A 24,669-nucleotide genomic window follows, 5' to 3' on the forward strand; every position below is an offset into this window, starting at 1 on the left:
CAGTCTATTGGCTTTTGGCTTCTCGGGGGCGCGGGGAACTGTGCGACCAGCCACGACGCACCCGCAGCGAACGAATCACCTTCTCCCCCACCCCCGGCGGAGCCTCACCTCTTGGTGAGGCTCCGCCCCTCCGACGCCCCTTCCCCAGCGGAGCGCTCCGGGGCCTTCTTGGGCCAGATCAGGTAAGTCAACGCGATCACCCCATGAATCCCGACCGCCCGCCAAGCCACAAACCGCCAGCTCTCCAACGACCCCGTACGCCCCGAATCCCCGACGTACCAGATCGCGACCTGCAACAACACGGTCGCGACCGCCGCGCCGACCACGGACCCCAGCCACACCTTGCCCTCGTGCCGCGCACGAGCCATCCCGTACCGCGGCGGCCCGACGGGCCGGGCCGCACCCGCGAGCCGGTGGGCCGCATGCCCGTCGAGCCACTTCACCGTCCGGTGGCCATGCCCCACGGTGTAGCCGATGTAGAGCGCGGCCAGCCCGTGCTTCCAGCTCGGCTCCGCCCCGTCCTTCAGGTCCAGCGCGGTGACCACCAGCAGCACGACCTCCAGCAGCGGCTCGCACAACAGCAGGGCCAGCCCCGTGCGGGGCATCTTGAACAGGTAGCGGAAGGCGAGGCCCGCGGCCAGCAGCACCCAGAAGCCGACCTCGCATACGACGATCAGCGTGACGATCACGGCTCGCTCCTCTCGGTCACCCTTCCAGGCTCCCGGCGCCCCGCGCCCCGATCGTCGTCACCAGTGACGAAACGGCACTGCATCCTTCGATGTAGCCGAGGACCGTCCCCGGGGATCAGGCGCCGGTCGCACACTCCGTGTTGGATGGAGTCATGGCCGTACGACTCCCCCGCCCCCACCGAGACGACGTGCGGATCGCGGCCGCGGGACTCCTCGGCGGGCTCTTCCTGTACATCGTCGGTCTTGGCACCCGGCCGGCCGACGAGCCGATCGTCCTGTGGTCCGACAGCCGGGCACTGCTGATCCCGCTCGGCGTGATAGCGGGCTGCGAGCTGCTGCGCCGGACCATGCCGCGCACGGCCCTGCTCGTCGGCACGGTCGCGTTGGTCGCGGACCTGTTCACACGAGGCAGCCTGGCCACCGTCGTGATGTTCACCGACCTCATGTACGCGGCGGTGCTGTACGGGCCACCGGCCTCCGCCCGGCGCATCCCGTGGATCACCGGGCTGCTCACGGTGGCCGGGACCATCGCGCCCGTGGCGATCTGGCGTGAGCCGGAGGCCCTGCTGATCGGTGTGGCAGTCGGCATCGTGGCACTGGCACCCGCCGCCACCGGCTGGATCGTCCGCAACCACCGCGACGCCGCCGAAGCGGCCCGCCTGCGTGCCGAACAGACCGCCCTGCTCGCGGAGATGGACCGCAGCCAGGCCATCACCGCCGAACGCGCCCGCATGGCACGGGAGTTGCACGACATGGTCGCCAACCACCTCTCCGCGATCGCCATCCACTCCACGGCCGCGCTCTCGCTCGACGACCCCGACACCTCGAAACAGGCCCTCGGCGTCATCCGCGAGAACAGCGTCGAGGGGCTCGCCGAAATGCGCCGTCTCATCGGCATCCTGCGCGACAGCAGCGGCGACACGAAGGCGGTCGCCGCGCCCACCCTCGACGGACTCGGCACGCTGGTGGACCACGCCCGCGCCAACGGCCTCGACGTGGACCTGGACTGCACGCACACGACGCTCCCCACCCCGGTCGAGCTGGCCGCCTACCGCATCGTGCAGGAGTGCCTGACCAACGCCCTCAAGCACGCCTCCCCCGGCCTGGTCACCGTCGTCCTCGCCCAGCGCGACCGCTCCCTCGACGTGCGGGTGACCAGCCCGTACGGCGGTGCCCGGGACGACGGCCCGCGCGCGCCCGGCTCGGGCGCCGGCCTGATAGGGATGCGCGAGCGGGTCGCCCTGCTGCACGGCACGTTCGAGGCGGGACCCGTCGGGGATCCGGCCTCCGCCGACGGCAAGACCTGGACCGTACGCGCCACCCTCCCGATCACCGAAGGAGAATCCGAATGATCCGTGTGCTCGTCGCCGAGGACCAGTCCGCCGTACGCGCCGGTCTCGTCCTCATCCTGCGCAGCGCCCCCGACATCGAGGTGGTCGGCGAGGCCGCGGACGGCGAGCAGGCGGTGGCCCTGGCCCGGGAACTGAGGCCCGACCTCGTTCTGATGGACGTTCAGATGCCGCGGCTCGACGGCGTTTCCGCCACCCGTCAGGTCGTCGCCGAGCGCCTCGCGGACGTGCTCGTACTGACCACGTTCGACCTGGACGAGTACGTCTTCGGCGCGCTGCGCGCGGGCGCCGCCGGCTTCCTGCTGAAGAACACCGAGGCACGTCAACTCCTCGACGCGGTGCGGACGGTGGCGCGCGGCGAGGGTCTGATCGCGCCCGCGGTGACCCGACGGCTGATCTCCGAGTTCGCGGCGAAGCCCGTACGCGAACCGTCGGCCGACCCGTCCGTCCTCGAATCGTTGACACGACGGGAGCGGGAGGTGCTGTCCTGTCTCGGGGAGGGCCTGTCCAACGCGGAGATCGGCGTACGACTCGACATGGCGGAGGCGACCGTGAAGACGCACGTCAGCCGCCTGCTGGGCAAGCTCGAACTGCGCAGCCGGGTCCAAGCGGCGGTCCTGGCACAGGAGTTGGGCGTGTAGCGGGCAGTCGCTGCGAGCGGCGGCGCGGGTCGGGCGGCGCGTGTAACAACTAGCCGCCCGGCATGCCCGCACTGGTCTGGACCTATTGACCTATGGTCCAGACCTTTCTATTGTCCTGCGCACCTCATCAAACTCCCCATAGGAGACGCGGATGCGCCTCAGACACAGACTCGGACAGAGAACCGTGGCAGGGCTCACCACCCTGTTGTTGCCGTTCGCCGCCCTGGTCGGGCTCGCGAGCCCCGCCTCCGCCGCCACATCGGCGACCGCCACCTACGCCAAGACCCAGGACTGGGGATCCGGCTTCGAGGGCAAGTGGACCGTCAAGAACACCGGCACCACGGCCATCAGTTCCTGGAACGTCCAGTGGGACTTCCCCTCGGGCACCTCGGTCACCTCCGCCTGGGACGCCGACGTCACCAACTCCGGCACCCACTGGACCGCCAAGAACAAGTCCTGGAACGGCAGCCTCGCCCCCGGCGCCTCCGTCTCCTTCGGCTTCAACGGCTCCGGCACCGGCTCCCCCGCCAACTGCACTCTGAACGGCGGCAGTTGTGACGGCGGCAGTGTCCCCGGCGACTCCGCCCCCTCGGCCCCCGGCACCCCCACGGCCTCCGACATCACCAACACCTCGGTGAAGCTGTCCTGGAGCGCGGCCACCGACGACAAGGGCATCAAGAACTACGACGTCCTGCGCGACGGCACGAAGGTCGCCACCGTCACGACCACCTCGTACACGAACACCGGCCTGACCGCCGGCACCGACTACTCGTACACCGTCCAGGCCCGTGACACCGCCGACCAGACCGGTCCGGCCGGTGGAGCGGTCGCCGTGCGCACCACCGGCGGCACCACCGAGCCGCCCACCGGCGACAAGGTCAAGCTCGGCTACTTCACCGAGTGGGGCGTCTACGGCCGCAACTACCACGTCAAGAACCTGGTGACCTCCGGCTCCGCGTCGAAGATCACGCACATCAACTACGCGTTCGGCAACGTCAAGGACGGCAAGTGCGTCGTCGACGACACCTACGCCGCCTACGACAAGGCGTACACCGCCGACCAGTCCGTCAGCGGCACCGCCGACACCTGGGACCAGCCGCTGCGCGGCAACTTCAACCAGCTCCGCCAGCTGAAGGCCAAGTACCCGCACATCAAGGTGCTGTACTCCTTCGGCGGCTGGACCTACTCCGGCGGCTTCACACAGGCCGCCGCCAACCCGGCCGCGTTCGCCGCCTCCTGCAAGGCGGTTGTCGAGGACCCGCGCTGGGCCGACGTCTTCGACGGCATCGACATCGACTGGGAGTACCCGAACGCCTGCGGCCTGACCTGCGACACGTCCGGCTTCAGCTCGTTCAAGACGCTCAGCCAGGCGCTGCGCACCGAGTTCGGCTCCAACTACCTGGTCACCGCGGCCATCACCGCCGACGGCTCCTCCGGCGGCAAGATCGACGCGGCCGACTACGGCGGCGCCTCCGCGTCCCTCGACTGGTACAACGTGATGACGTACGACTACTTCGGCGCCTTCGACGCGGACGGTCCGACCGCTCCGCACTCCCCGCTGACCTCGTACCCGGGCATCCCGGCGGCCGGCTTCAACTCGGCCGACGCGATCGCCAAGCTCAAGAGCAAGGGCGTACCGGCGAAGAAGCTGCTGCTCGGTATCGGCTTCTACGGGCGCGGCTGGACCGGCGTGACCCAGTCCACTCCCGGCGGCTCGGCGACCGGCGCGGCACCCGGCACGTACGAGGCGGGGATCGAGGACTACAAGGTCCTCAAGAACTCCTGCCCGGCCACCGGCACCATCGCCGGCACGGCCTACGCCTACTGCGGCAACAACTGGTGGAGCTACGACACCCCGGCCACCATCGGCTCGAAGATGACCTGGGCCAAGAACCAGGGCCTGGGCGGCGCGTTCTTCTGGGAGTTCAGCGGCGACACCAGCAACGGCGAGCTGGTGAGCGCGATCAACGGCGGCCTGAACTAGCGACCGTCAGCACCAACGGATGAGATCAAGCGACATTGACGCTCCCCCAGACTTCGTCCGGGGGGACCCCCAACCAACGAGTGAACGTGGCTACGCCACGTTCACTCGTTGTCCGGGCGGGGCTGCTTCGAGCCACGCGAGAAACCCGGTCAGCGCGTCCTCGCTCATGGCCAGCTCAAGGCGCGTACCGCGATGGACGCAGGCGAGGATGATCTGGTCGGCGAGCAGCGCCAGCTCCTCCTCGCCGTCCGGGGTGCGGCGGCCGGCCACCTCGATCGCCGAGCGCTCCAGGACACGGCGCGGGCGGGGAGCGTACGAGAAGATGCGGAACCACTCGATGCGGTCGCCGTTGTAGCGGGCGATGCCGTAGCCCCAGCCTTTGCCGCTGGTGTCGCTCTTCTCCGGAGCGTCCCAGCGGAGGCTGCAGTCGAAGGTGCCACCGGAGCGCTGGATCAGTCGGCGGCGCAGATGGAACACGAAGAGTGCCACCGCCACCAGCACGACTACCAACCCGCACACAGTCAGAGCGAGGACCATCGACACCGACCTCCTCGTCTCCTAGGTAACGGAAAGGAAAAAAGCACCCGCATCGCCTCAGCCGCGACCCGGTCCGGAGCAAGCTCCGGTCCTGGCCGCGGCTGAGTCACATCTCGTCGCGCGCTGGTTTCAGTGCGTCGACGCCGCTCGCAGTCGGACGTCCGCGCGACGCTCGGCGGAGGCATCGCCCTCCGCCTTCGCGCGCTCGAGCTCCCGCTCCACGCGCTGGACATCGATCTCGTCCGACAGCTCGGCGATCTCGGCCAGCAGCGACAGCTTGTTGTCCGCGAACGAGATGAAACCGCCGTGCACCGCGGCGACGACCGTTCCACCATCACTCGTACGGATGGTCACCGGGCCCGACTCCAGCACACCGAGCAGCGGCTGGTGGCCGGGCATGACGCCGATGTCGCCGGACGCGGTACGCGCGACGACCAGGGTGGCCTCGCCGGACCAGACACTGCGGTCCGCGGCGACGAGCTCGACGTGCAGCTCAGCAGCCAAGGTGGGCTCCTCGGGTCACCACCCGGCTTTTGCCGCCGGGTGTTGGGTCTAAGTCTAGTAGGGCGCCGAGTACGGAAGTGCCGGGCCCCGCCCCGCCTCTCGGCCGGGGGTCCGGGGGTTGGCCCCGGGAGGTGCTGCGTGGGCGTACGAAGAGGGGCGGGACGCACCCGCCCCTCTTCGTGAAGCAGTGCTCGATCAGAAGCGCCGGTTCAGGAGACGCCGAGCTCCTTGGCCTTGGCCTTGAGGTCCTCCAGGCCACCGCACATGAAGAACGCCTGCTCCGGGAAGTGGTCGTACTCGCCGTCGCAGATCGAGTTGAAGGCCGCGATCGACTCCTCCAGCGGAACGTCCGACCCGTCCACGCCGGTGAACTGCTTGGCGGCGTGGGTGTTCTGGGACAGGAAGCGCTCCACGCGACGGGCACGGTGGACGACGAGCTTGTCCTCCTCGCCGAGCTCGTCGATACCGAGGATCGCGATGATGTCCTGGAGGTCCTTGTTCTTCTGCAGGATCGTCTTGACGCGCATGGCGGCGTCGTAGTGGTCCTGCGCGATGTACCGCGGGTCCAGGATGCGGGACGTGGAGTCCAGCGGGTCCACGGCCGGGTAGATGCCCTTCTCGGAGATCGGACGGGAGAGAACCGTCGTCGCGTCGAGGTGGGCGAACGTGGTGGCCGGGGCCGGGTCGGTCAGGTCGTCCGCGGGGACGTAGATCGCCTGCATCGAGGTGATCGAGTGACCACGGGTCGAGGTGATGCGCTCCTGGAGGAGACCCATCTCGTCGGCCAGGGTCGGCTGGTAACCCACCGCGGAGGGCATGCGGCCGAGCAGGGTCGAGACCTCGGAACCGGCCTGGGTGAAGCGGAAGATGTTGTCGATGAAGAACAGCACGTCCTGCTTCTGCACATCGCGGAAGTACTCCGCCATGGTCAGACCGGCGAGGGCCACGCGCAGACGGGTGCCCGGGGGCTCGTCCATCTGACCGAAGACAAGAGCGGTCTTGTCGAGAACACCGCTCTCCTCCATCTCCGCGATGAGGTCGTTGCCCTCACGGGTGCGCTCACCGACGCCCGCGAAGACGGAGACGCCCTCGTGGAGGTTGGCGACACGCATGATCATTTCCTGGATCAGCACGGTCTTGCCGACACCGGCACCACCGAACAGACCGATCTTGCCGCCCTTGACGTACGGGGTGAGAAGGTCGACGACCTTCAAGCCCGTCTCGAACATCTCGGTCTTCGACTCGAGCTGGTCGAACGCGGGGGCCTTGCGGTGGATGGTCCAGCGCTCGCCCTCGTACTTCTCGTCGGTGTTCAGTACCTCACCGAGGGTGTTGAACACCTTGCCCTTGGTGAAGTCACCGACCGGGACGCTGATGCCCGAGCCCGTGTCTGTCACCGCGGCCTGGCGGACCAGACCGTCGGTGGGCTGCATCGAGATCGTGCGGACCAGGCCGTCACCCAGGTGCTGGGCGACCTCCAGGGTCAGGATCTTCTTCTCGCCGGCGTTGGCCGGGTCGGCCACCTCGACGTGAAGGGCGTTGTAGATCTCCGGCATGGCGTCGACGGGGAATTCCACGTCGACGACCGGGCCGATGACCCGGGCGACGCGGCCCGTGGCAACGGCCGTCTCAACTGTCGTCGTCATTTACCTGTCACTCCCCGCGGTCGCGTCGGCCAGGGCTGCGGTGCCACCGACGATCTCGCTGATTTCCTGGGTGATTTCGGCCTGGCGGGCCGCGTTGGCAAGTCGGGAGAGTGAAGTGATCAGGTCTCCCGCGTTGTCGGTCGCCGACTTCATCGCGCGGCGGGTGGCCGCGTGCTTGGAGGCGGCCGACTGGAGCAGCGCGTTGTAGATACGGCTCTCGACGTACCGCGGCAGAAGGGCGTCGAGGACGTCCTCCGCCGACGGCTCGAAGTCGTACAGCGGAAGGATCTCGCCCTTGGACGTGGACTCCTCCGCGACCTCTTCGAGGCTGAGCGGCAGCAGTCGGCTGTCGACCGCCGTCTGCGTCATCATCGAGACGAACTCGGTGTAGACGATGTGGAGTTCGTCCACGCCGCCGTCCGCCGTCTCCTTCTCGATGGCCTCGATGAGCGGAACGGCCACCTTCTTGGCGTCCGCGTACGTGGGCTCGTCGGTGAAGCCCGACCACGACTCCGAGACCTTGCGCTCACGGAAGTTGTAGTGGGCCAGACCGCGGCGGCCGACGATGTACGTGTCGACCTCCTTGCCCTCGGCCTCGAGACGGGCGGTCAGCTGCTCCGCCGCCTTGATGGCGTTGGAGTTGAACGCGCCGGCGAGGCCGCGGTCGCTCGACAGGAGCAGCACAGCGGAACGCGTCGGCGTCTCGGCCTCGGTGGTCAGCGGGTGCTGGGTGTTCGAGCCCGTGCCGACCGCCGTGACCGCCCGGGTGAGCTCGGTCGCGTACGGCGTGGAGGCCGCCACCTTGCGCTGCGCCTTGACGACACGCGAGGCGGCGATCATCTCCATCGCCTTGGTGATCTTCTTGGTCGCGGTGACGGATTTGATGCGACGCTTGTAGACCCGGAGCTGGGCTCCCATGAGTCAGGTCCCTTCCGTCGTCACTTGCCCGCAGCGGCAGGGGTGTCCTCGCCGAGCAGCTTGCCGTCCGACGTCTCGAACTGCTTCTTGAACTCCGCGATCGCGTCGGCGATGGCCTGCAGGGTGTCGTCCGACATCTTGCCGCCCTCCTTGATGGAGGTCATGAGGCCCTGCTCCTTGCGGTGCAGGTACTCCAGGAGCTCCTTCTCGAAGCGGCGGACGTCGTTCACCGGCACCTCGTCCATCTTGCCGGTGGTGCCGGCCCAGATGGAGACGACCTGGTCCTCGGTGGCCATCGGCTGGTACTGAGCCTGCTTGAGCAGCTCGACCATCCGCTGACCGCGCTCCAGCTGCGACTTCGACGCGGCGTCCAGGTCGGAACCGAAGGCGGCGAACGCCTCGAGCTCACGGAACTGGGCGAGGTCCACACGCAGTCGGCCGGACACCTGGCGCATCGCCTTGTGCTGTGCGGAACCACCGACTCGGGAGACGGAGATACCGACGTTCAGCGCGGGGCGCTGACCGGCGTTGAACAGGTCCGACTCCAGGAAGCACTGGCCGTCGGTGATGGAGATGACGTTGGTCGGGATGAACGCCGAGACGTCGTTGGCCTTCGTCTCGACGATCGGCAGACCGGTCATCGAGCCCGCGCCCATCTCGTCGGAGAGCTTCGCGCAGCGCTCCAGCAGACGGGAGTGCAGGTAGAAGACGTCACCGGGGTAGGCCTCGCGCCCCGGCGGACGGCGGAGCAGCAGGGACACGGCGCGGTAGGCGTCGGCCTGCTTCGAGAGGTCGTCGAAGATGATGAGGACGTGCTTGCCCTCGTACATCCACTGCTGGCCGATGGCCGAACCGGTGTACGGCGCAAGGTACTTGAAGCCGGCCGGGTCGGACGCCGGGGCGGCGACGATGGTCGTGTACTCCAGCGCGCCGGCCTCTTCGAGGGCGCCACGCACGGAGGCGATGGTCGAGCCCTTCTGGCCGATGGCGACGTACACGCAGCGGACCTGCTTGTTCGGGTCGCCGGTGCGCCAGTTGTCGCGCTGGTTGATGATCGTGTCGACGGCCAGGGCGGTCTTGCCGGTCTGGCGGTCACCGATGACCAGCTGACGCTGGCCACGGCCGATCGGGGTCATCGCGTCGACGGCCTTGTAGCCGGTCTCCATCGGCTCGTGCACCGACTTACGGGCCATGACGCCCGGGGCCTGCAGCTCGAGGGCGCGGCGGCCGGACGTCTCGATCTCGCCGAGACCGTCGATCGGGGTGCCGAGCGGGTCGACAACGCGGCCGAGGTAGCCCTCGCCGACGGCCACGGAGAGGACCTCGCCGGTACGGGTGACCGGCTGTCCCTCCTCGATGCCGCTGAACTCACCGAGGACGATGGCGCCGATCTCGCGCTCTTCCAGGTTGAGCGCGAGGCCGAGGGTGCCGTCCTCGAACTTCAGCAGTTCGTTGGCCATGGCCGAGGGCAGGCCCTCGACCTTCGCGATGCCGTCGCCGGCAAGGGTGACCGTACCGACCTCCTCGCGCGAGGCCGCGTCCGGCTTGTACGACTGGACAAAGTTCTCCAGCGCATCCCGGATCTCCTCCGGCCGGATCGTGAGCTCCGCCATCTGGGTTCCCTGCTCTCCTTGTTGGGCCCGAAGTTTTCTTGGGGGGTCTGGGGTCAGCCCCCAGGAATCCTCTGCACGGCCCAACCAGGGCCGTATTACTGCGTGTAACTGTTTACGTACGTCTATTGAGTTGCTGTCGCTAGCTCGCCATGCGGCGGCCGACGTCTTCGAGCCGGTCCGCGATGGAGCCGTTGATGACCTCGTCGCCGACCTGCACCCGGATCCCGCCGAGGACCTCGGGGTCCACGTCGAGGTTGAGGTGCATCTGGCGGCCGTAGAGCTTCGCGAGGGCGGCACCCAGGCGCTGCTTCTGCGGGTCGCTCAGCGGAACCGCCGAGGTGACGACGGCGACCATGCGGCTGCGACGCTCGGCGGCGAGCTTGGACAGGGACTCGAGTCCCGACTCCAGGCTACGTCCCCGGGGCGCGGTCACAAGGCGCGTGACCAGACGCTCGGTCGTCGCCTTGGCCCGGCCGCCGAGCAGGCTGCGCAGCAGCTCGCTCTTGGCCGCGGTCGTGGCGCCGCGGTCGGTCAGTGCGGCACGCAGCCCGGTGTTCGAAGAGACGATCCGGCCGAACCGGAACAGCTCGTCCTCGACCTCGTCGAGCGTGCCCGCCTGCTGCGCCGCCGTGAGGTCGGCGGTGTCGGCCAGCTCCTCGATGGAGTCGACCAGGTCACGCGACCGCGACCAGCGGGAGCGCACCAGACCGGCCACCAGATCGGCGGTCGGACCGCCGACCTGGCTGCCGAGCAGACGCCCGGCCAGTTCGGCCTTCGCCTCTCCGGCCTGCGCCGGGTCGGTGAGGACCCGACGCAGTGACACCTCGCGGTCGAGCAGCGCGGTGACGGCGGCCAGCTCGTCGGCGAGCAGCGTCGCGTCCACGGACGTGTTGTCCGTCAGCGCGTCGAGACGCTCCCGTGCGGCGGCCAGGGCCTCGCGGCTCGCTCCGTTCATCGCGACGCCTCGGCCTTCGAAGCGGACTCGTCGAGACCGTCGAGGAACCGGTCGATCGTGCGGCTCTGCCGGGCGTGGTCCTCAAGGGACTCGCCGACGAGCTTGCCGGCCAGTTCGGTGGCCAGCTGGCCCACGTCCTGGCGCAGCGCCGACGACGCGGCCTTGCGGTCGGCCGCGATCTGCGAGTGACCGGCGGCGATGATCTCCTCGCGCTGCCGCTGGCCTTCCGCACGCATCTCGGCGATGAGCGTGGCGCCCTGCTCCTGCGCCTCCTGGCGCAGACGCGCGGCCTCGTGCCGAGCCTCGGCGAGCTGAGCCTTGTACTGCTCGAGCACGCTCTGGGCCTCGACCTTCATGGCGTCGGCCTCTTCGATACCGCCTTCGATCGCCGCGCGGCGCTCTTCCAGAACCTTGTTGATGTTCGGGAGGAGCTTCTTCCAGAAGAAGAAGAACACGATGGCGAAGGCGATGGTGCCGACGAGCAGCTCGGGGCCCGGCGGGACGAGCGGGTTCTGCTCCTCCTCGGCCGCCAGCTGTACCAGGTTGGCGATCACATCAGTGCCTTCCGTTGAAAGGTTCGCTCGTCAGGGTTCGTCAGTTGTAGACGAACGGCATGACGATGCCGATGAGGGCGAGGGCCTCACAGAAGGCGAAGCCGAGGATCTGGTTGGCGCGGATCAGGCCGGCCGCCTCGGGCTGACGGGCGAGGGCCTGGGTGCCGTTACCGAAGATGATGCCGACGCCGACGCCGGGGCCGATGGCGGCGAGGCCGTAGCCGATGGAACCGATGTTGCCTTCGACAGCGGCGAGGGTCTCAAGGGCAGCCATGCTGTTTCTTCCTTCTCTTTCATGGACCGGCGGGGGTTGGCCACCGGACGTTCTGGGGGTTTGCGGAGCGTCGCGGCTCAGTGGTTCTCGGCCAGGGCGCCCTGGATGTACGAGCAGGCGAGGAGCACGAACACGTACGCCTGGACGGCCTGCACGAAGAGCTCGAAGAGGATCATGACGATGGTCATCACGAACGAGATGCCGGCCGCCGGGATCATCCAGCTGTTCAGCAGGTACCAGGAGGCGACGGTGAACATCACCAGCATCAGGTGACCGGCGAACATGTTGGCGAACAGTCGCACGGCGTGCGTGAACGGCCGGACCAGCAGGTTCGAGAAGAACTCGATCACCATGACGAGCGGCAGCACCGGGCCGAGCGACTTGTCATAACCGGTGACGTTCTTGAAGAAGCCGACGAAGCCGTGCTTCTTGAACGTCAGCGAGACCCAGACGACGTAGACGATGCCGGCGAGCACCATCGGGAAGGCGATGATCGACGAGACCGGGAACTGGGCCAGCGGGATCACGGACCAGATGTTCATGATCCAGATGAAGAAGAAGAGCGAGACCATCAGGGGGACGTACTTCTCGCCCTCCCGCTTGCCGAGGGTCTCGTAGACGATGCCGCGGCGAACGAAGTCGTAACCGGCCTCGCCGACCATCTGCAGCTTGCCCGGGACCACCTTCGCCTTGCCGAAGGCAAGAGTGAAGAAGGTGATGACCAGGAGGGTGGTGATGAGCGCGAGCAGCATCACCTTGTTGAACTCGAACCCACCGACCGTGACGATCGGCTTGAACAGGAACGAGTGCAGGCCCGGTGCCGGGAAGCCGCAGCCGTTGTCGGACATGATCCGACAGTTCCACTCAAAGGCGAGCTGGGTCTGGTCAGCACTCACCACGGGCTCCTTCGGCGTGACGCATGGGTACGGCAACCTCGTTGTGTCGGCGCGGCGCGCAGCCGCGGTTCGGCACTGGACTGGTGTTACGGATGTGGGGGCGGCTGGAGGGCATCGAGCCTCGCGCTAGAGCAGGCGTCAGCTCATATGCCCGCGCCCGCGATGCCGCAGTTGGCACCGGACGATAGCAGGATCTCCCACCCGCGCTTATCCCGGCCCTACCCCTCACGACGAGTGCCCCGTCTTTTCGGGCTTGTCGCCCTTCGAGGAGTCGGGTTCGACATAGAGGATCTTGGCCTTCATATGGGCACGCGCCTGGGCGCCGATCCATGCGAGCGTGGCGGCGACCAGCGTGATCGCGAAAGCCTTGGGGTTGAACAGCGTCGTGTTCTTGAAGGCGGCGACGAAGATGAACAGCAGCAGAATCTGTGCCGTATAGAGCATCAGACCCATCGCCTGGAAAAGGTGCGGAAGCGATTTGGCGGTGCGCTGCAGGACGTACAGCCCGATGCCCATGAAGAGGATCACGACCAGCGTCGCGAAGCCCGCCCCGATCGCTCCCTTGCCACCGGCGACCACGGCACTGACGACGGCTGCGATCGCGCCGACGGCAGCTGTGGGCACAGCGGCCTGGAGAAGGATCCGGACGTCATTGGACGGCATGGCGGCAACTCCGCTTGCTCAAGGGGGCAGGTGTCGTCATGGACGAGCGTAGTCCCGGACAGAGAGAGAACCTCACCGCCAATGGACCGTCGCACTGCGGTCCTTCGGCTCTGTCCCGGGTTCTCGTGAACCGTATCACAAACTATTTGATGAGGTCTTTACCTGGTTGGTGTGCTCGGCGTCACACATGAGAGTGAAACTGCACGTCTGTGCACTCAGGCGACCAACTTGTCTGGTATTGGGGCGGTTTACGGACGCCGTCATCTCGGTGGTTCTTGCACGATTCTTACCTCGCGTCAGCGCGACGTTCCGGCTTTGCGCCCATCCAGGAGGCGCGAACGGGGGCCAACAGCCGTCGCCCCGTTGACTCCTGAGACACCGGCAACAACCGGAGTGCGGCGTTCCTCACGCTCGCCGTCGACGCCGTCGCCGTCGTCGGCGCCTTCGCCGACCCCATCGCCGGCCCCGACGGGTGCCCCGTCGTGCGTCCCGTCACCCGTGGCGTACGCGACCGCCGTCGAGGCCTCCGCCGACACCTCCGCGGCCCTGCGGCGGCGGTAGCGCGGCGGCACGAAGTGCTCGGCCCAGCGCGGGGCGCGCGGTGTGAAGCGCGGCAGCAGGAGCAGGACCAGGCCCACCGCGCTGAGCGCCATGATGCCGAGCACGATCCACATGGCCCCGGAGTTCACCGAGTAGGCCAGGGCTCCGAAGGCGATCAGCGCCGACCAGAAGTACATGATGAGCACGGCCCGGCTGTGCGAGTGCCCGATCTCAAGGAGACGGTGGTGCAGGTGGCCGCGGTCGGCGGCGAACGGGGACTGACCGCGCCAGGTGCGCCGCACGATGGCGAGCACCAGGTCGGCCGCCGGCACGGCGATGATCGTCAGCGGCAGCAGCAGCGGGATGTAGACCGGCACCGTCTGGTGCACGGCCTCCTTCTCCGACCCGGCGAAGAGGTTCATCGCGTCCGGGTCGACCTGCCCGGTGATGGAGATGGCACCGGCCGCCAGCACCAGGCCGATGAGCATCGAGCCCGAGTCACCCATGAAGATCCGCGCGGGGTGCATGTTGTGCGGCAGGAAGCCGAGACACATGCCCATGAGGAGCGCGGAGAAGAGGGTGGCGGGGGCGGCGGACTCAAGACCGTAGCCGTACCAGATGCGGTATCCGTACATGAAGAACGCCGCGGACGCGATGCACACCATGCCGGCGGCGAGGCCGTCGAGGCCGTCGGCGAAGTTCACGGCGTTGATGGTGATCACGACGAGCGCGACGGTCAGCAGCGTGCCCTGCCACTGGGTCAGGGAGACCGAGCCGACGCCGGGGATCGGCAGCCACAGGATCGTCAGACCCTGCATGACCATGACGCCCGCGGCGATCATCTGGCCGCCGAGCTTGATGAGGGCGTCGATCTCGAACTTGTCGTCCAGGACGCCGATCAACCAGATCAGGGCGGCGCCGGACAGCAGGGCCCGCGGCTCGTTGGAGTTCTCGAACACCACGCTGAGGTTCGTCAGGTGGTCGGCGACCAGCAGGCCGGCGCACAGTCCGAAGAACATCGCGATCCCGCCGAGGCGCGGTGTGGGTTCCCGGTGCACGTCACGTGCCCGGATCTCCGGCATCGCTCCGGCCACGATCGCGAACTTCCGCACCGGCCCGGTCAGCAGGTACGTCACCGCGGCCGTGATGCAGAGCGTCAGGAGGTATTCACGCACGGGCTTCCCCACAGGTCTCGCTGGCCATCTCAGCCTCACACCCTAGCTTCGTGCGCATACGGTTGGGGACTTCCGGGTAGGGCCGATGGTTGCACGAGTGGCTGTGCACGAATGGTCGTCTACCCCTCAGTGGGCGGGATAGGGCGGAAATCTTCCGGTCAGATCCCGCACTTCTTCACGCACTCCACGCCCTGCGGACTCGTCCCGCAGGGCCGTCGCGAACAGCACCGCGATGCGTGCCGTCTCGGCCTCGCCCATCCCCTGGGTGGTGAGGGCGGCCGTGCCCAGACGCAGTCCTCGCACGTCGGGATGGGGAAGGGCACAGGTGTCGAGGACCATTCCGGCGGCGGCGAGACGCCCGCGGGCGGTGCGGCCGTCCACCCCGAGCGGTGCCGGGTCGACGGTGAGCAGGTGGGTGTCGGTGCCGCCGGTGGTGACCGCGAGCCCCTCGGCGGCCAGGCCCTGCGCGAGCACCCGCGCATTCGCCACCACCTGATGGGCGTACGCGGTGAACGCCGGTGTTGCCGCCTCGCCGAACGCGACGGCCTTGGCGGCGATGGTGTGCATCTGCGCGCCGCCCTGTGTGAAGGGGAACACCGCCCGGTCCACCCGCTCGGCCAGTTCGCTCCCGCACAGCAGCATGCCGCCGCGCGGGCCCCGCAGCACCTTGTGCGTGGTGGCGCACACCACATCGGCGTACGGGACCGGACTGGGCGCCGCTCCCCCGGCGACGAGCCCGATGGGATGGGCGGCGTCCGCGATGAGATAGGCGCCGACCTCGTCCGCGACCTCGCGGAACGCGGCGTAGTCGATGTGCCGGGGATACGAGATCGACCCGCACACGATGGCCTTCGGCCGGTGCGTGCGGGCCAGGCTGCGCACCTGCTCGTGGTCGATGAGCCCGCTCTCGGGGTCGACGCCGTACCCGACGAAGTCGAACCAGCGGCCGGAGAAGTTCGCGGGCGACCCGTGCGTGAGGTGGCCGCCGTGCGGCAGACCCATCGCGAGGACGGTGTCTCCCGGACGCAGCAGGGCGGCGTACGCGGCCAGGACGGCCGAACTCCCGGAGTGGGACTGCACGTTGGCGTGATCGGCGCCGAACAGGGCCTTGGCGCGCTCCACGGCGATGCGCTCGGCCACGTCGACGATCTCGCAGCCGCCGTGGTGCCGGGCACCGGGATATCCCTCGGCGTACTTGTTCGCGAGCGGCGAGCCCAGCGCCGCCAGCACGACCGGCGACGTGAAGTTCTCGGCGGCGATGAGCTGCAGCGTCGTCGACTGCCGCTCCAGCTCCCCGAGCAGGATCTCGGCCAGCTCCGGATCCTGCCGGCCGAGCACGTCGACCGACAGCGGACCTTCAAGCGTGTGTGTGACCGGCATGGCGGACTCCGGACCTCGGCAGGGGAACGCTAAGTCCAATGTAGAACCGTGTCCCCTGCCGCGCCCGGTGTTACGTCCGAGCGGGGCCCCTCCTTGACACCCCGCTCACACCGCCCGGGCCGGTCGGGCGCGGGCCGGCACACCCGTCAACGCCGTCACCACGGGATCCAGTGCCTGGTTGATCTCGACCCATCCCCGACGCGCCCCTCGCACCGCTCGGCCCCGGCGGGCCTCCCCGGCTTCGAACCGCTGCGCCGGACTCCGTCCGCCGGAGACCGCCCCGGCCCCGGTCAGGCGCGAGCCGGCACACCCGTCAGGGCCGTGACCACGGGGTCCAGCGCCTGGTTGATCTCGACCCATCCCCGACGCGCCCCTCGCACCGCTCGGCCCCGGCGGGCCTCCCCGGCTTCGAGCCGCTGCGCCGGACTCCGTCCGCCGGAGACCGCCCCGGCCCCGGTCAGGCGCGAGCCGGCACACCTGTCAGTGCCGTGACCACGGGATCCAGTGCCTGGTTGATCTCGTCGCCCACCGAGCGGAAGAACGGCAGCGGGGCGCCGTACGGGTCGTACACCTCGTCCGCCTCTGCTGTCGGGGCCAGGAGCCACCCGCGTAGAGCCGCTGCCGCGCGGACCAGGGCGCGGGCGCGTTCGACCATGCCGTCGTCCAGGGGAGGGAGGGTGGCGGGGTCTATGGCGCGGACCAGGCGGGTGAACTCCTTCAGGGTGAAGGTGCGCAGGCCCGCCGAGTGGCCCATGGAGATGACCTGGGCGCGGTGGTCGCGGGTGGCCGTGAGGACGAGGTCCGCCCTGATGACGTGCTCGTCCAGCAGCTCACGGCCGACGAAGCCGGAGGCGTCCGCGCCGAAGTCCGCGAGGACCGCCTCCGCGTTGGCCTCCATGGGCGCGCCCTCGTGGCCCCAGGTGCCGGCGCTCTCCACGATCAGGCCGCCCCACAGGGGGTCGCCGAGCCGGTCCGCCAGGGCATGACGGGTCAGCCGCTCGGTGATCGGCGAGCGGCACACGTTGCCGGTGCTGACGTGGAGGATGCGAAAAGAGGAGTCCCCCGAGGCCCCGTCGCCGTAAGCCCCCGTGTACCCCGTCCCCGTACCTATGCCACGCCCCGCGTCAGGGGCTGTCAATTCGCCACCTCGAGGTCGGGGACGACCTTTCGCAGCTCCTCCGCGGACAGGGCTCCCGCCCGCAGGAGCACCGGCACCTTGCCCGTGACGTCCACGATCGACGACGGGACGTTGCCGGGGGTCGGCCCGCCGTCCAGGTACACGGAGACGGAGTCGCCGAGCATCTCCTGCGCGGCGTCACAGTCCTCGGGGGCCGGATGGCCGGTCAGGTTCGCCGAGGAGACGGCCATCGGGCCGACCTCGGTCAGCAGCTCGATGGCGACCGGGTGCAGCGGCATACGGACGGCGACGGTCCCGCGGGTGTCCCCCAGGTCCCACTGGAGGGACGGCTGGTGCTTGGCGACGAGCGTGAGCGCGCCCGGCCAGAACGCGTCGACGAGCTCCCACGCCATCTCGGAGAAGTCGGTGACCAGGCCGTGCAGCGTGTTCGGGGAGCCGATGAGGACGGGCGTGGGCATGTTCCGGCCGCGGCCCTTGGCCTCCAGCAGGTCGGTCACGGCCTCCGAGCTGAACGCGTCGGCGCCGACCCCGTACACGGTGTCGGTCGGCAGCACCACGAGCTCGCCGCGGCGGACGGCGGACGCGGCCTCGCGCAGACCGGTCGTGCGATCGGTCGCGTCGTTGGTGTCGTATCGCCGTGCCATATCAGCAAGCCTCCTCGAACACGCGGGCCCCGTTGGCCGCGCATCTAACGATTTCCACGTCGTCCACACAAGAAGTCGCCGCTGTCATGGCGTCGCCCTGCGGGCGGTCGCGAACCGCGGCCGGTTGTTGAGGTCGGGGTGGTCCGCGGCATCGGCCCAGCCCCGCTCCTCGGTGAAGATCCACGGCACCTGCCCGCCCTGAGTGTCGGCGTGCTCGATGACGACGACACCGCCGGGCCGCAGCAGCCGGTGCGCGGTGCGCTCCAGACCGCGGATGAGGTCGAGGCCGTCCTCCCCCGAGAACAGGGCGAGTTCGGGATCGTAGTCCCGGGCCTCCGGAGCGACGTACTCCCATTCGGTCAGGGGGATGTACGGCGGGTTGGAGATGACGAGGTCGACCTGGCCGTCGAGGTCGCGGAACGCGTCCAGGGCGTTGCCCTGCCGCAGGTCGACCCTGGATCCCTCGACGTTCTTACGGGTCCATCGCAGGGCGTCCTCGGACAGTTCGACGGCGTGGACGCGCGAGCGCGGCACCTCCTGCGCGAGGGCGAGCGCGATCGCGCCCGAGCCGGTGCACAGGTCGACGATCAGCGGCTCGACGACGTCCATCGCTCGGACGGCGTCTATGGCCCAGCCGACCACGGACTCCGTCTCGGGCCGGGGCACGAACACGCCTGGCCCGACCTGGAGTTCCAGGTAGCGGAAGTAGGCCCGCCCGGTGATGTGCTGGAGCGGCTCGCGGGCCTCGCGGCGCGCGGTCACCTCCCAGTACCGGGCGTCGAAGTCCGCGTCCTTGACGGTGTGCAGCTCGCCCCGCTTCACGCCGTGCACGAACGCGGCGAGTTCCTCGGCGTCGTTGCGCGGCGAGGGCACGCCGGCGTCGGCCAGCCGCTGGGTGGCCTGGGCCACTTCCGCGAGCAGCAGGTTCACGCTGGTCCTCCGGGAGCTGTGCTGTTGTCCGTCGAGCGGATGTGTACTGCGCTGTGTACTTGTACGTGCCTTACGCCGCGGCGAGCTTGGCTGCCGAGTCCGCGTCGACGCACGCCTGGATCACCGCGTCCAGATCACCGTCGAGCACCTGGTCCAAGTTGTACGCCTTGAAGCCGACCCGGTGGTCCGAGATGCGGTTCTCCGGGAAGTTGTACGTACGGATCTTCTCGGAGCGGTCGACGGTGCGGACCTGGCTGCGGCGGGCGTCCGCGGCCTTGCTCTCCGCCTCCTCCTGCGCCGCGGCCAGCAGCCTGGAGCGCAGGATACGCATCGCCTGCTCCTTGTTCTGCAGCTGGCTCTTCTCGTTCTGGCAGGAGGCGACGACTCCGGTGGGAATGTGCGTGATGCGCACGGCGGAGTCAGTCGTGTTGACGGACTGGCCGCCGGGCCCGGAGGAGCGGTAGACGTCGATCCGCAGGTCGTTCGCGAGGATCTCGACGTCGACCTCCTCGGCCTCGGGCGTGACCAGGACACCGGCGGCCGAGGTGTGGATACGGCCCTGCGACTCGGTCGAGGGCACCCGCTGCACGCGGTGCACCCCGCCCTCGTACTTCATCCGGGCCCAGACACCCTGGCCGGGCTCGGTCGCGCCCTGGCCGCCCTTGGTCTTCACGGCGACCTGGACGTCCTTGTAGCCGCCCAGCTCGGACTCGGTGGAGTCGATGATCTCGGTCTTCCAGCCGACGCGCTCCGCGTACCGCAGGTACATGCGCAGCAGGTCGCCGGCGAACAGGGCCGACTCGTCGCCGCCCGCGCCCGCCTTGATCTCCAGGATGACGTCCTTGTCGTCGCTGGGGTCGCGCGGGACGAGGAGCAGCCGGAGCTTCTCCGTCAGTTCCTCGCGCTGCTTCTCCAGCTCCTTGACCTCGGCCGCGAAGTCCGGATCGTCGGCGACGAACTCCTTCGCCGTCTCGATGTCGTCCCCGGTCTGCTTCCAGGAGCGGTACGTCGCGACGATCGGGGTGAGCTCGGCGTAGCGCTTGTTGAGCTTGCGCGCGTTGGCCTGGTCGGCGTGGACCGACGGGTCAGCGAGCTTCTTCTCCAGATCGGCGTGCTCGCCGATCAGTTCCTCGACCGCCTCGAACATCTCCGGCTCCAATGGGCTGTCCCCCGCTCCGTGTCGGGCGTGGGGACGTAGGTAAGACGAATGGGGGCTGCACCGCAAAGCGCCGGTCCCAGCGCCCCCTGGACGGAGGCTCCGGAGACCGGCGCTGTGGGCTCGCTACTTGTTGTCAGCGGCAGCCTTGGCCTTGCCGAAGCGGGCCTCGAAGCGGGCCACGCGGCCACCGGTGTCGAGGATCTTCTGCTTGCCCGTGTAGAACGGGTGGCACTCGGAGCAGACCTCGGCGCGGACGGTGCCGCTGGAGATCGTGCTGCGGGTGGTGAACGACGCGCCACAGGTGCAGCTGACCTGCGTCTCGACGTACTCGGGGTGGATTTCGCGCTTCAAGGTGTCTCCTAGATTCGGGAGGGCGCCGGGTCGCTGCCGCGGGATGCGGAGCGTGAACCGGGGCCGACGTACCAGTCTGCCAGCACTGGCGCCATCCCCCAAAACCGGGGGTTCGCGTTGTGTATTCCCCGCGGGCCCGGTGGGGCTTGTCGCGCAGTTCCCCGCGCCCCTAAAAGCGGGGCTGCGCCCCTGGCTTTTGTCTTTTAAGGGGCGCGGGGAACTGCGCGAGCAACCCCCACCGGGCCCGCAGACAACAATCCACCCCCAGCGGAGCGCTCAGCTCACAACACCCTTCGCCGCACCCGTAGCCGCACCCTTGGTCGCGGACTTCGGGATCGGGCGGTCGTTCTTCAGCGCGTCCCAGACCTGCTGGGACTTGGCCTTGAGGACGAGTACGCGGTTGCCGTCGGCCGGGTCGTACTGCACCGGCATCGTCACCATGTTCATCTTCGACGGGCCGATGCCCTTGAGGCCGTTGGCGAACGAGGCCAGGTCCTTGACCGAGTCGAGGTCGGTATCGGTGGTGACGGTCTTGGTCGCGGTGTCGGCGAGGTCGAACAGCTTCTTCGGGCTGGTCAGTACGCCGATGTCCTTGACCTGCTCGACCAGGGCCTTGATGAACGCCTGCTGGAGCTGGATCCGGCCGAGGTCGGAGCCGTCGCCGACGCCGTGCCGGGTGCGGACCAGACCGAGTGCCTGCTTGCCGGTGAGCTGATGCGTGCCGGCCTCGAGGTCGAGGTGGCTCTCCTTGTCCCGGATGCTCTTGGTCGTGGTGACCTCGACTCCGCCGAGCTCGTCGATGAGCTTCTGGAAACCGCTGAAGTCGACCTCGACGTAGTGGTCCATGCGGATACCGGTCATCGACTCGACGGTCTTCACGGCACAGGCGGCGCCGCCCGTCGAGTACGCGGAGTTGAACATCACCTCGGACCCGGCATCGTGCTCGACGCCCTTGCTGTCGGTGCACTCGGGGCGGTCCACGAGGGTGTCGCGGGGTATGGAGACCACGCTGGCCTTCTTGTGGCCCTCGTAGACGTGCACGATCATCGCGGTGTCCGAGCGGGCACTGCCGTCGTCGACGCCGCCGCCGAGCTCCTTGTTGCCGCCGGAGCGGGTGTCGGAGCCGAGCACGAGGATGTCCTGCGAGCCGTTGTCGACGTCCAGGGGCCGGTCGGTGCCGAGTGCCTGGTTGATGTCGACGCTCTTGATGTTGTCGTTGAGCTTGAAGTACATGAACCCGAGGCCGGTACCGCCCAGCACGACGACGCCTGCCGCGGCCCAGGCCGTGATGACGAGCGCCTTGTGGCGCGTGCTCCGCGGCTTGCGGCGGCGCCCCTTGGCGCGGCGGCCCGGGGCGCTGGAACCGGAATCCTCCGGTGTGCCGGGTTCCGGCATGCTCTCGGCAGACATGTGCTCCTCAGTCCTCGTACGTTCGGTTACCCCCTGCAGTCAGGGTCAGGCCTGGTCATCTGCCCGCGACGTCTCTGTCAGGACCCGTCAGGTCAGACGTTGAAACCGAAAAAAGGGTTGCACGACGTGCTGTGACCGCACTGTGGACCAACGGACACGCTGTGTGAGGGGCGAGGCGGACCGTCGAGCGCTCACCTGGGCTTTCGATGGCGGACGGCGTGCTTCCGCGAGCACGTGGCGCTCTTCACATCTGTGGCGAAGGTCTCTCCACCACCCATTTCACCGGGGCTCAAAGCAACGCGAAGGGCCGCTCCCGTACGTGTACGGGAGCGGCCCTTCGCGGTACCGGTCCGGCCGGCTGTGGATCCGTCAGTCGTTGCCGTTGCCCGGCATCGGCGTCGTCTTCTGGATCTGCAGCAGGAACTCGGCGTTCGACTTCGTCTGCTTCATCTTGTCGAGAAGCAGCTCGATCGCCTGCTGCTGGTCGAGCGCGTGCAGCACCCGGCGCAGCTTCCAGGTGATCGCCAACTCGTCGCTGCCGAGCAGGATCTCTTCCTTACGGGTACCGGACGCGTCGACGTCCACCGCCGGGAAGATGCGCTTGTCGGCGAGCTTCCGGTCGAGCTTGAGCTCGGCGTTGCCGGTGCCCTTGAACTCCTCGAAGATGACCTCGTCCATGCGCGAGCCGGTGTCGACGAGCGCGGTGGCCAGGATGGTCAGCGAGCCGCCGTCCTCGATGTTGCGCGCGGCACCGAAGAAGCGCTTCGGCGGGTACAGCGCGGTCGAGTCGACACCACCGGACAGGATGCGGCCGGAGGCCGGGGCGGCGAGGTTGTACGCACGGCCCAGACGCGTGATCGAGTCGAGCAGCACGACGACGTCGTGACCCAGCTCCACCAGGCGCTTGGCGCGCTCGATGGCGAGCTCGGCGACCGTGGTGTGGTCCTCGGCCGGACGGTCGAAGGTCGAGGAGATGACCTCGCCCTTCACCGACCGCTGCATGTCGGTGACCTCTTCCGGACGCTCGTCGACCAGGACGACCATCAGGTGGCACTCGGGGTTGTTGTGCGTGATCGCGTTGGCGATCGCCTGCATGATCATGGTCTTGCCGGTCTTCGGCGGGGCCACGATCAGACCGCGCTGGCCCTTACCGATCGGCGCGACGAGGTCGATGATGCGGGTGGTCAGCACGCCCGGGTCGGTCTCCAGACGGAGCCGGTCCTGGGGGTAAAGGGGCGTCAGCTTGTTGAACTCCGGGCGGCCACGGCCTGATTCGGCGGCCATGCCGTTCGCGGAGTCGAGGCGGACCAGCGCGTTGAACTTCTCGCGGCGCTCGCCGTCCTTGGGCTGACGGACCGCACCGGTGACGTGGTCACCCTTGCGCAGACCGTTCTTGCGGACCTGGGCCAGGGAGACGTACACGTCGTTCGGGCCGGGCAGGTAGCCCGACGTACGAATGAACGCGTAGTTGTCGAGGATGTCCAGGATTCCCGCGACGGGGATCAGGACGTCGTCGTCGGCGACCTGCGGCTCGTTGGGGCCGAACTCGTCGCGGCCGCGCCGGCCACGGCGGTCCCGGTAACGACCGCGGCGGCCGCGGCGGCCACCCTCGAAGTCGTCGTCGTCCTGGGGCCCGTTGTCGCGCTGGCGGTCCTGGCGGTCCTGACGCCCGCCGCCCTGCTGCTGGCCGCCCTGACGGTCCTGGCGCTGCTGGTTGCCACCGCCCTGACCACCCTGGCCGCCGCCCTGCTGCTCGTCGCCCTTGCCACGGCGGTCGCGGTCGCCGCGGCCTCCGCGGTCACGGTCGCCGCGCTCGCCACGGTCACGGCGGTCGCGGCGGCCCTGACGGCCCTCGCCACCGTCACCGGCGTCGCCCTTGGCCTCGCCCTGGGACTGGGCGGGCGTCTCGGCCTTCGGCTCGCTCTTCGCCTCGGCGGTGACCGTCTCGGGGCTGCCGGCATCGGCGGTCGCGCGGCGCCGGCGGCGCTCGGCCGGGGCGTCGTCACTCGCGGGCTGGCCGGGGATCTCGATCTGCTGCTGTGCCACGGCCTTCTCGGCCTTGGCCTCCGCCTTCTTGTCGGCGGGAGCGGCGTCGTCGCCCGTACGAGCCTTGGAGGTGGCCCGGCGCTTCGGCTTGGTCTCAGTGGCGTCCGCGGCGGCGGAGGACGCGGCCTTGGCCGGGGCTCCCCCGCCCGCCTGCGCCTCCTTGATGACCTCGATCAGCTGGCTCTTGCGCATCCGCGCGGTGCCCCTGATGCCGAGGCCGGATGCGACCTGCTGCAGCTCGGCCAGCACCATGCCCTCGAGGCCGGTACCGCGGCGCCGACGGGAGCCGGCACCGGTGGCAGGCGCGGAGGCGTCCGTGGCGGGCGCGGCAGCGGTCTCCTCGACACGTGCGCCCATCAGATCGGTGGTGTCGCTCACGAAGGGTCCTTCCCTGGAGCGGACGTCGGCCTGTCTGGCTCGGCGACCGGTTGTGCTGTCCGACAGTGGTCCTTGCTGTGTGGACCGTGCCGGGGCGGTGGTCCGCCAAAAGGCGGAGGGAATTTCTGGGATGGCGATTCCCGGGGCCGTGGACTTGAGGTTCTGTGTCCATCGGCTCGGTCACGCCGGTTCCGGAGCGTGCTCAGCACCGCTCAGCGCGTAGCACCCAATGCATGGCACAAAGCGATTTGGGGGGCTCCCGGAAGAATGGTTGTCCCGGACGGGGACGTGAAGC

General features: G+C 68.9%; 23 protein-coding genes. 3 read left to right on the plus strand and 20 right to left on the minus strand.

Annotation, left to right across the window (positions count from 1 at the left end):
- Positions 1-104: 104 nt before the first annotated feature.
- Positions 105-689 carry a hypothetical protein gene (locus OG718_RS19500; protein WP_306937910.1) on the minus strand — a complete coding sequence of 195 codons (585 nt, stop codon included), beginning with the start codon at positions 687-689 and terminating at the stop codon, positions 105-107.
- 152 nt (positions 690-841) lie between these two features.
- Here OG718_RS19500 and OG718_RS19505 point away from each other — a divergent pair, with 152 nt between their 5' ends.
- The 3 genes from OG718_RS19505 to OG718_RS19515 all read left to right on the plus strand — a co-directional run bounded on the left by OG718_RS19505 (position 842) and on the right by OG718_RS19515 (position 4,663).
- A complete protein-coding gene (locus OG718_RS19505; RefSeq protein ID WP_143636201.1) occupies positions 842-2,041 on the plus strand; it encodes a sensor histidine kinase in 1,200 nt (399 codons plus the stop codon).
- A complete protein-coding gene (locus tag OG718_RS19510) occupies positions 2,038-2,679 on the plus strand; it encodes a response regulator (RefSeq protein WP_143636202.1) in 642 nt (213 codons plus the stop codon). Before OG718_RS19505 ends, OG718_RS19510 begins: the two co-directional genes overlap by 4 nt.
- 151 nt (positions 2,680-2,830) lie before the next feature.
- Positions 2,831-4,663 carry a glycoside hydrolase family 18 chitinase gene (locus tag OG718_RS19515; RefSeq protein ID WP_328844691.1) on the plus strand — a complete coding sequence of 611 codons (1,833 nt, stop codon included), beginning with the start codon at positions 2,831-2,833 and terminating at the stop codon, positions 4,661-4,663.
- Positions 4,664-4,753: 90 nt separating this feature from the next.
- Here OG718_RS19515 and OG718_RS19520 read toward each other — a convergent pair whose 3' ends face one another.
- The 19 genes from OG718_RS19520 to rho all read right to left on the minus strand — a co-directional run bounded on the left by OG718_RS19520 (position 4,754) and on the right by rho (position 24,374).
- Entirely contained in the window at positions 4,754-5,200 is a 447-nt protein-coding gene (locus tag OG718_RS19520) for a DUF2550 domain-containing protein (protein WP_055614422.1), read from the minus strand.
- Between the two features lie 129 nt (positions 5,201-5,329).
- Positions 5,330-5,704: a F0F1 ATP synthase subunit epsilon gene (locus tag OG718_RS19525; protein WP_143636205.1), complete on the minus strand. Its 375-nt coding sequence runs from the start codon at positions 5,702-5,704 to the stop codon at positions 5,330-5,332.
- A 209-nt stretch (positions 5,705-5,913) separates the two neighbouring features.
- Positions 5,914-7,350: a F0F1 ATP synthase subunit beta gene (gene atpD / locus OG718_RS19530; RefSeq protein WP_143636207.1), complete on the minus strand. Its 1,437-nt coding sequence runs from the start codon at positions 7,348-7,350 to the stop codon at positions 5,914-5,916.
- Positions 7,351-8,268 (minus strand): F0F1 ATP synthase subunit gamma, encoded by a 918-nt coding sequence (locus OG718_RS19535; RefSeq protein WP_143636208.1) that lies wholly within the window; start codon positions 8,266-8,268, stop codon positions 7,351-7,353.
- 20 nt (positions 8,269-8,288) lie between these two features.
- On the minus strand, positions 8,289-9,881 hold the full coding sequence (gene atpA, locus OG718_RS19540) for a F0F1 ATP synthase subunit alpha (RefSeq protein ID WP_143636209.1): 1,593 nt from the start codon (positions 9,879-9,881) through the stop codon (positions 8,289-8,291).
- A gap of 139 nt (positions 9,882-10,020) precedes the next feature.
- Complete coding sequence (locus OG718_RS19545; protein WP_143636211.1) at positions 10,021-10,836, minus strand: F0F1 ATP synthase subunit delta; 816 nt, start codon at positions 10,834-10,836, stop codon at positions 10,021-10,023.
- Complete coding sequence (locus OG718_RS19550) at positions 10,833-11,390, minus strand: F0F1 ATP synthase subunit B (protein WP_143636212.1); 558 nt, start codon at positions 11,388-11,390, stop codon at positions 10,833-10,835. Before OG718_RS19550 ends, OG718_RS19545 begins: the two co-directional genes overlap by 4 nt.
- Before the next feature lie 40 nt (positions 11,391-11,430).
- Positions 11,431-11,664 carry an ATP synthase F0 subunit C gene (gene atpE, locus OG718_RS19555; protein ID WP_143636214.1) on the minus strand — a complete coding sequence of 78 codons (234 nt, stop codon included), beginning with the start codon at positions 11,662-11,664 and terminating at the stop codon, positions 11,431-11,433.
- Between the two features lie 77 nt (positions 11,665-11,741).
- Positions 11,742-12,512, minus strand: a complete 771-nt coding sequence (atpB, locus tag OG718_RS19560) for a F0F1 ATP synthase subunit A (RefSeq protein WP_143636846.1) — start codon at positions 12,510-12,512, stop codon at positions 11,742-11,744.
- 273 nt (positions 12,513-12,785) lie between these two features.
- Positions 12,786-13,223 carry a hypothetical protein gene (locus OG718_RS19565; protein WP_143636215.1) on the minus strand — a complete coding sequence of 146 codons (438 nt, stop codon included), beginning with the start codon at positions 13,221-13,223 and terminating at the stop codon, positions 12,786-12,788.
- Between the two features lie 296 nt (positions 13,224-13,519).
- A complete protein-coding gene (locus OG718_RS19570) occupies positions 13,520-14,938 on the minus strand; it encodes an MraY family glycosyltransferase (protein WP_306937924.1) in 1,419 nt (472 codons plus the stop codon).
- 126 nt (positions 14,939-15,064) lie between these two features.
- Complete coding sequence (gene glyA / locus OG718_RS19575; RefSeq protein WP_328844692.1) at positions 15,065-16,318, minus strand: serine hydroxymethyltransferase; 1,254 nt, start codon at positions 16,316-16,318, stop codon at positions 15,065-15,067.
- 457 nt (positions 16,319-16,775) lie between these two features.
- Positions 16,776-17,456 carry an arsenate reductase/protein-tyrosine-phosphatase family protein gene (locus OG718_RS19580; RefSeq protein ID WP_373466174.1) on the minus strand — a complete coding sequence of 227 codons (681 nt, stop codon included), beginning with the start codon at positions 17,454-17,456 and terminating at the stop codon, positions 16,776-16,778.
- Positions 17,453-18,100 carry an L-threonylcarbamoyladenylate synthase gene (locus OG718_RS19585; RefSeq protein ID WP_143636220.1) on the minus strand — a complete coding sequence of 216 codons (648 nt, stop codon included), beginning with the start codon at positions 18,098-18,100 and terminating at the stop codon, positions 17,453-17,455. Before OG718_RS19585 ends, OG718_RS19580 begins: the two co-directional genes overlap by 4 nt.
- A gap of 84 nt (positions 18,101-18,184) precedes the next feature.
- Positions 18,185-19,030: a peptide chain release factor N(5)-glutamine methyltransferase gene (prmC, locus tag OG718_RS19590; RefSeq protein WP_143636223.1), complete on the minus strand. Its 846-nt coding sequence runs from the start codon at positions 19,028-19,030 to the stop codon at positions 18,185-18,187.
- 70 nt (positions 19,031-19,100) lie between these two features.
- On the minus strand, positions 19,101-20,177 hold the full coding sequence (gene prfA, locus OG718_RS19595; RefSeq protein WP_143636225.1) for a peptide chain release factor 1: 1,077 nt from the start codon (positions 20,175-20,177) through the stop codon (positions 19,101-19,103).
- A 135-nt stretch (positions 20,178-20,312) separates the two neighbouring features.
- A complete protein-coding gene (rpmE, locus tag OG718_RS19600) occupies positions 20,313-20,540 on the minus strand; it encodes a 50S ribosomal protein L31 (protein ID WP_328844693.1) in 228 nt (75 codons plus the stop codon).
- A gap of 276 nt (positions 20,541-20,816) precedes the next feature.
- Complete coding sequence (locus tag OG718_RS19605) at positions 20,817-21,950, minus strand: LCP family protein (protein ID WP_143636227.1); 1,134 nt, start codon at positions 21,948-21,950, stop codon at positions 20,817-20,819.
- Positions 21,951-22,319: 369 nt separating this feature from the next.
- Positions 22,320-24,374, minus strand: a complete 2,055-nt coding sequence (gene rho / locus OG718_RS19610; protein ID WP_143636229.1) for a transcription termination factor Rho — start codon at positions 24,372-24,374, stop codon at positions 22,320-22,322.
- Positions 24,375-24,669: the final 295 nt, after the last annotated feature.

This window comes from Streptomyces sp. NBC_00258 (assembly GCF_036182465.1).
GTDB lineage: Bacteria > Actinomycetota > Actinomycetes > Streptomycetales > Streptomycetaceae > Streptomyces.

Bases quoted from the DNA above. Each gene is read 5' to 3' on its own strand.
- atpB (WP_143636846.1), bottom strand. From the start codon at position 12,512: ATGTCCGACAACGGCTGCGGCTTCCCGGCACCGGGCCTGCACTCGTTC.
- OG718_RS19585 (WP_143636220.1), bottom strand. From the start codon at position 18,100: ATGGCACGGCGATACGACACCAACGACGCGACCGATCGCACGACCGGT.
- prfA (WP_143636225.1), bottom strand. From the start codon at position 20,177: ATGTTCGAGGCGGTCGAGGAACTGATCGGCGAGCACGCCGATCTGGAG.
- atpD (WP_143636207.1), bottom strand. From the start codon at position 7,350: ATGACGACGACAGTTGAGACGGCCGTTGCCACGGGCCGCGTCGCCCGG.
- glyA (WP_328844692.1), bottom strand. From the start codon at position 16,318: ATGCCGGTCACACACACGCTTGAAGGTCCGCTGTCGGTCGACGTGCTC.
- OG718_RS19545 (WP_143636211.1), bottom strand. From the start codon at position 10,836: ATGAACGGAGCGAGCCGCGAGGCCCTGGCCGCCGCACGGGAGCGTCTC.
- OG718_RS19515 (WP_328844691.1), top strand. From the start codon at position 2,831: ATGCGCCTCAGACACAGACTCGGACAGAGAACCGTGGCAGGGCTCACC.
- atpE (WP_143636214.1), bottom strand. From the start codon at position 11,664: ATGGCTGCCCTTGAGACCCTCGCCGCTGTCGAAGGCAACATCGGTTCC.
- OG718_RS19505 (WP_143636201.1), top strand. From the start codon at position 842: ATGGCCGTACGACTCCCCCGCCCCCACCGAGACGACGTGCGGATCGCG.
- atpA (WP_143636209.1), bottom strand. From the start codon at position 9,881: ATGGCGGAGCTCACGATCCGGCCGGAGGAGATCCGGGATGCGCTGGAG.
- OG718_RS19520 (WP_055614422.1), bottom strand. From the start codon at position 5,200: ATGGTCCTCGCTCTGACTGTGTGCGGGTTGGTAGTCGTGCTGGTGGCG.
- OG718_RS19565 (WP_143636215.1), bottom strand. From the start codon at position 13,223: ATGCCGTCCAATGACGTCCGGATCCTTCTCCAGGCCGCTGTGCCCACA.
- OG718_RS19535 (WP_143636208.1), bottom strand. From the start codon at position 8,268: ATGGGAGCCCAGCTCCGGGTCTACAAGCGTCGCATCAAATCCGTCACC.
- OG718_RS19605 (WP_143636227.1), bottom strand. From the start codon at position 21,950: ATGTCTGCCGAGAGCATGCCGGAACCCGGCACACCGGAGGATTCCGGT.
- OG718_RS19510 (WP_143636202.1), top strand. From the start codon at position 2,038: ATGATCCGTGTGCTCGTCGCCGAGGACCAGTCCGCCGTACGCGCCGGT.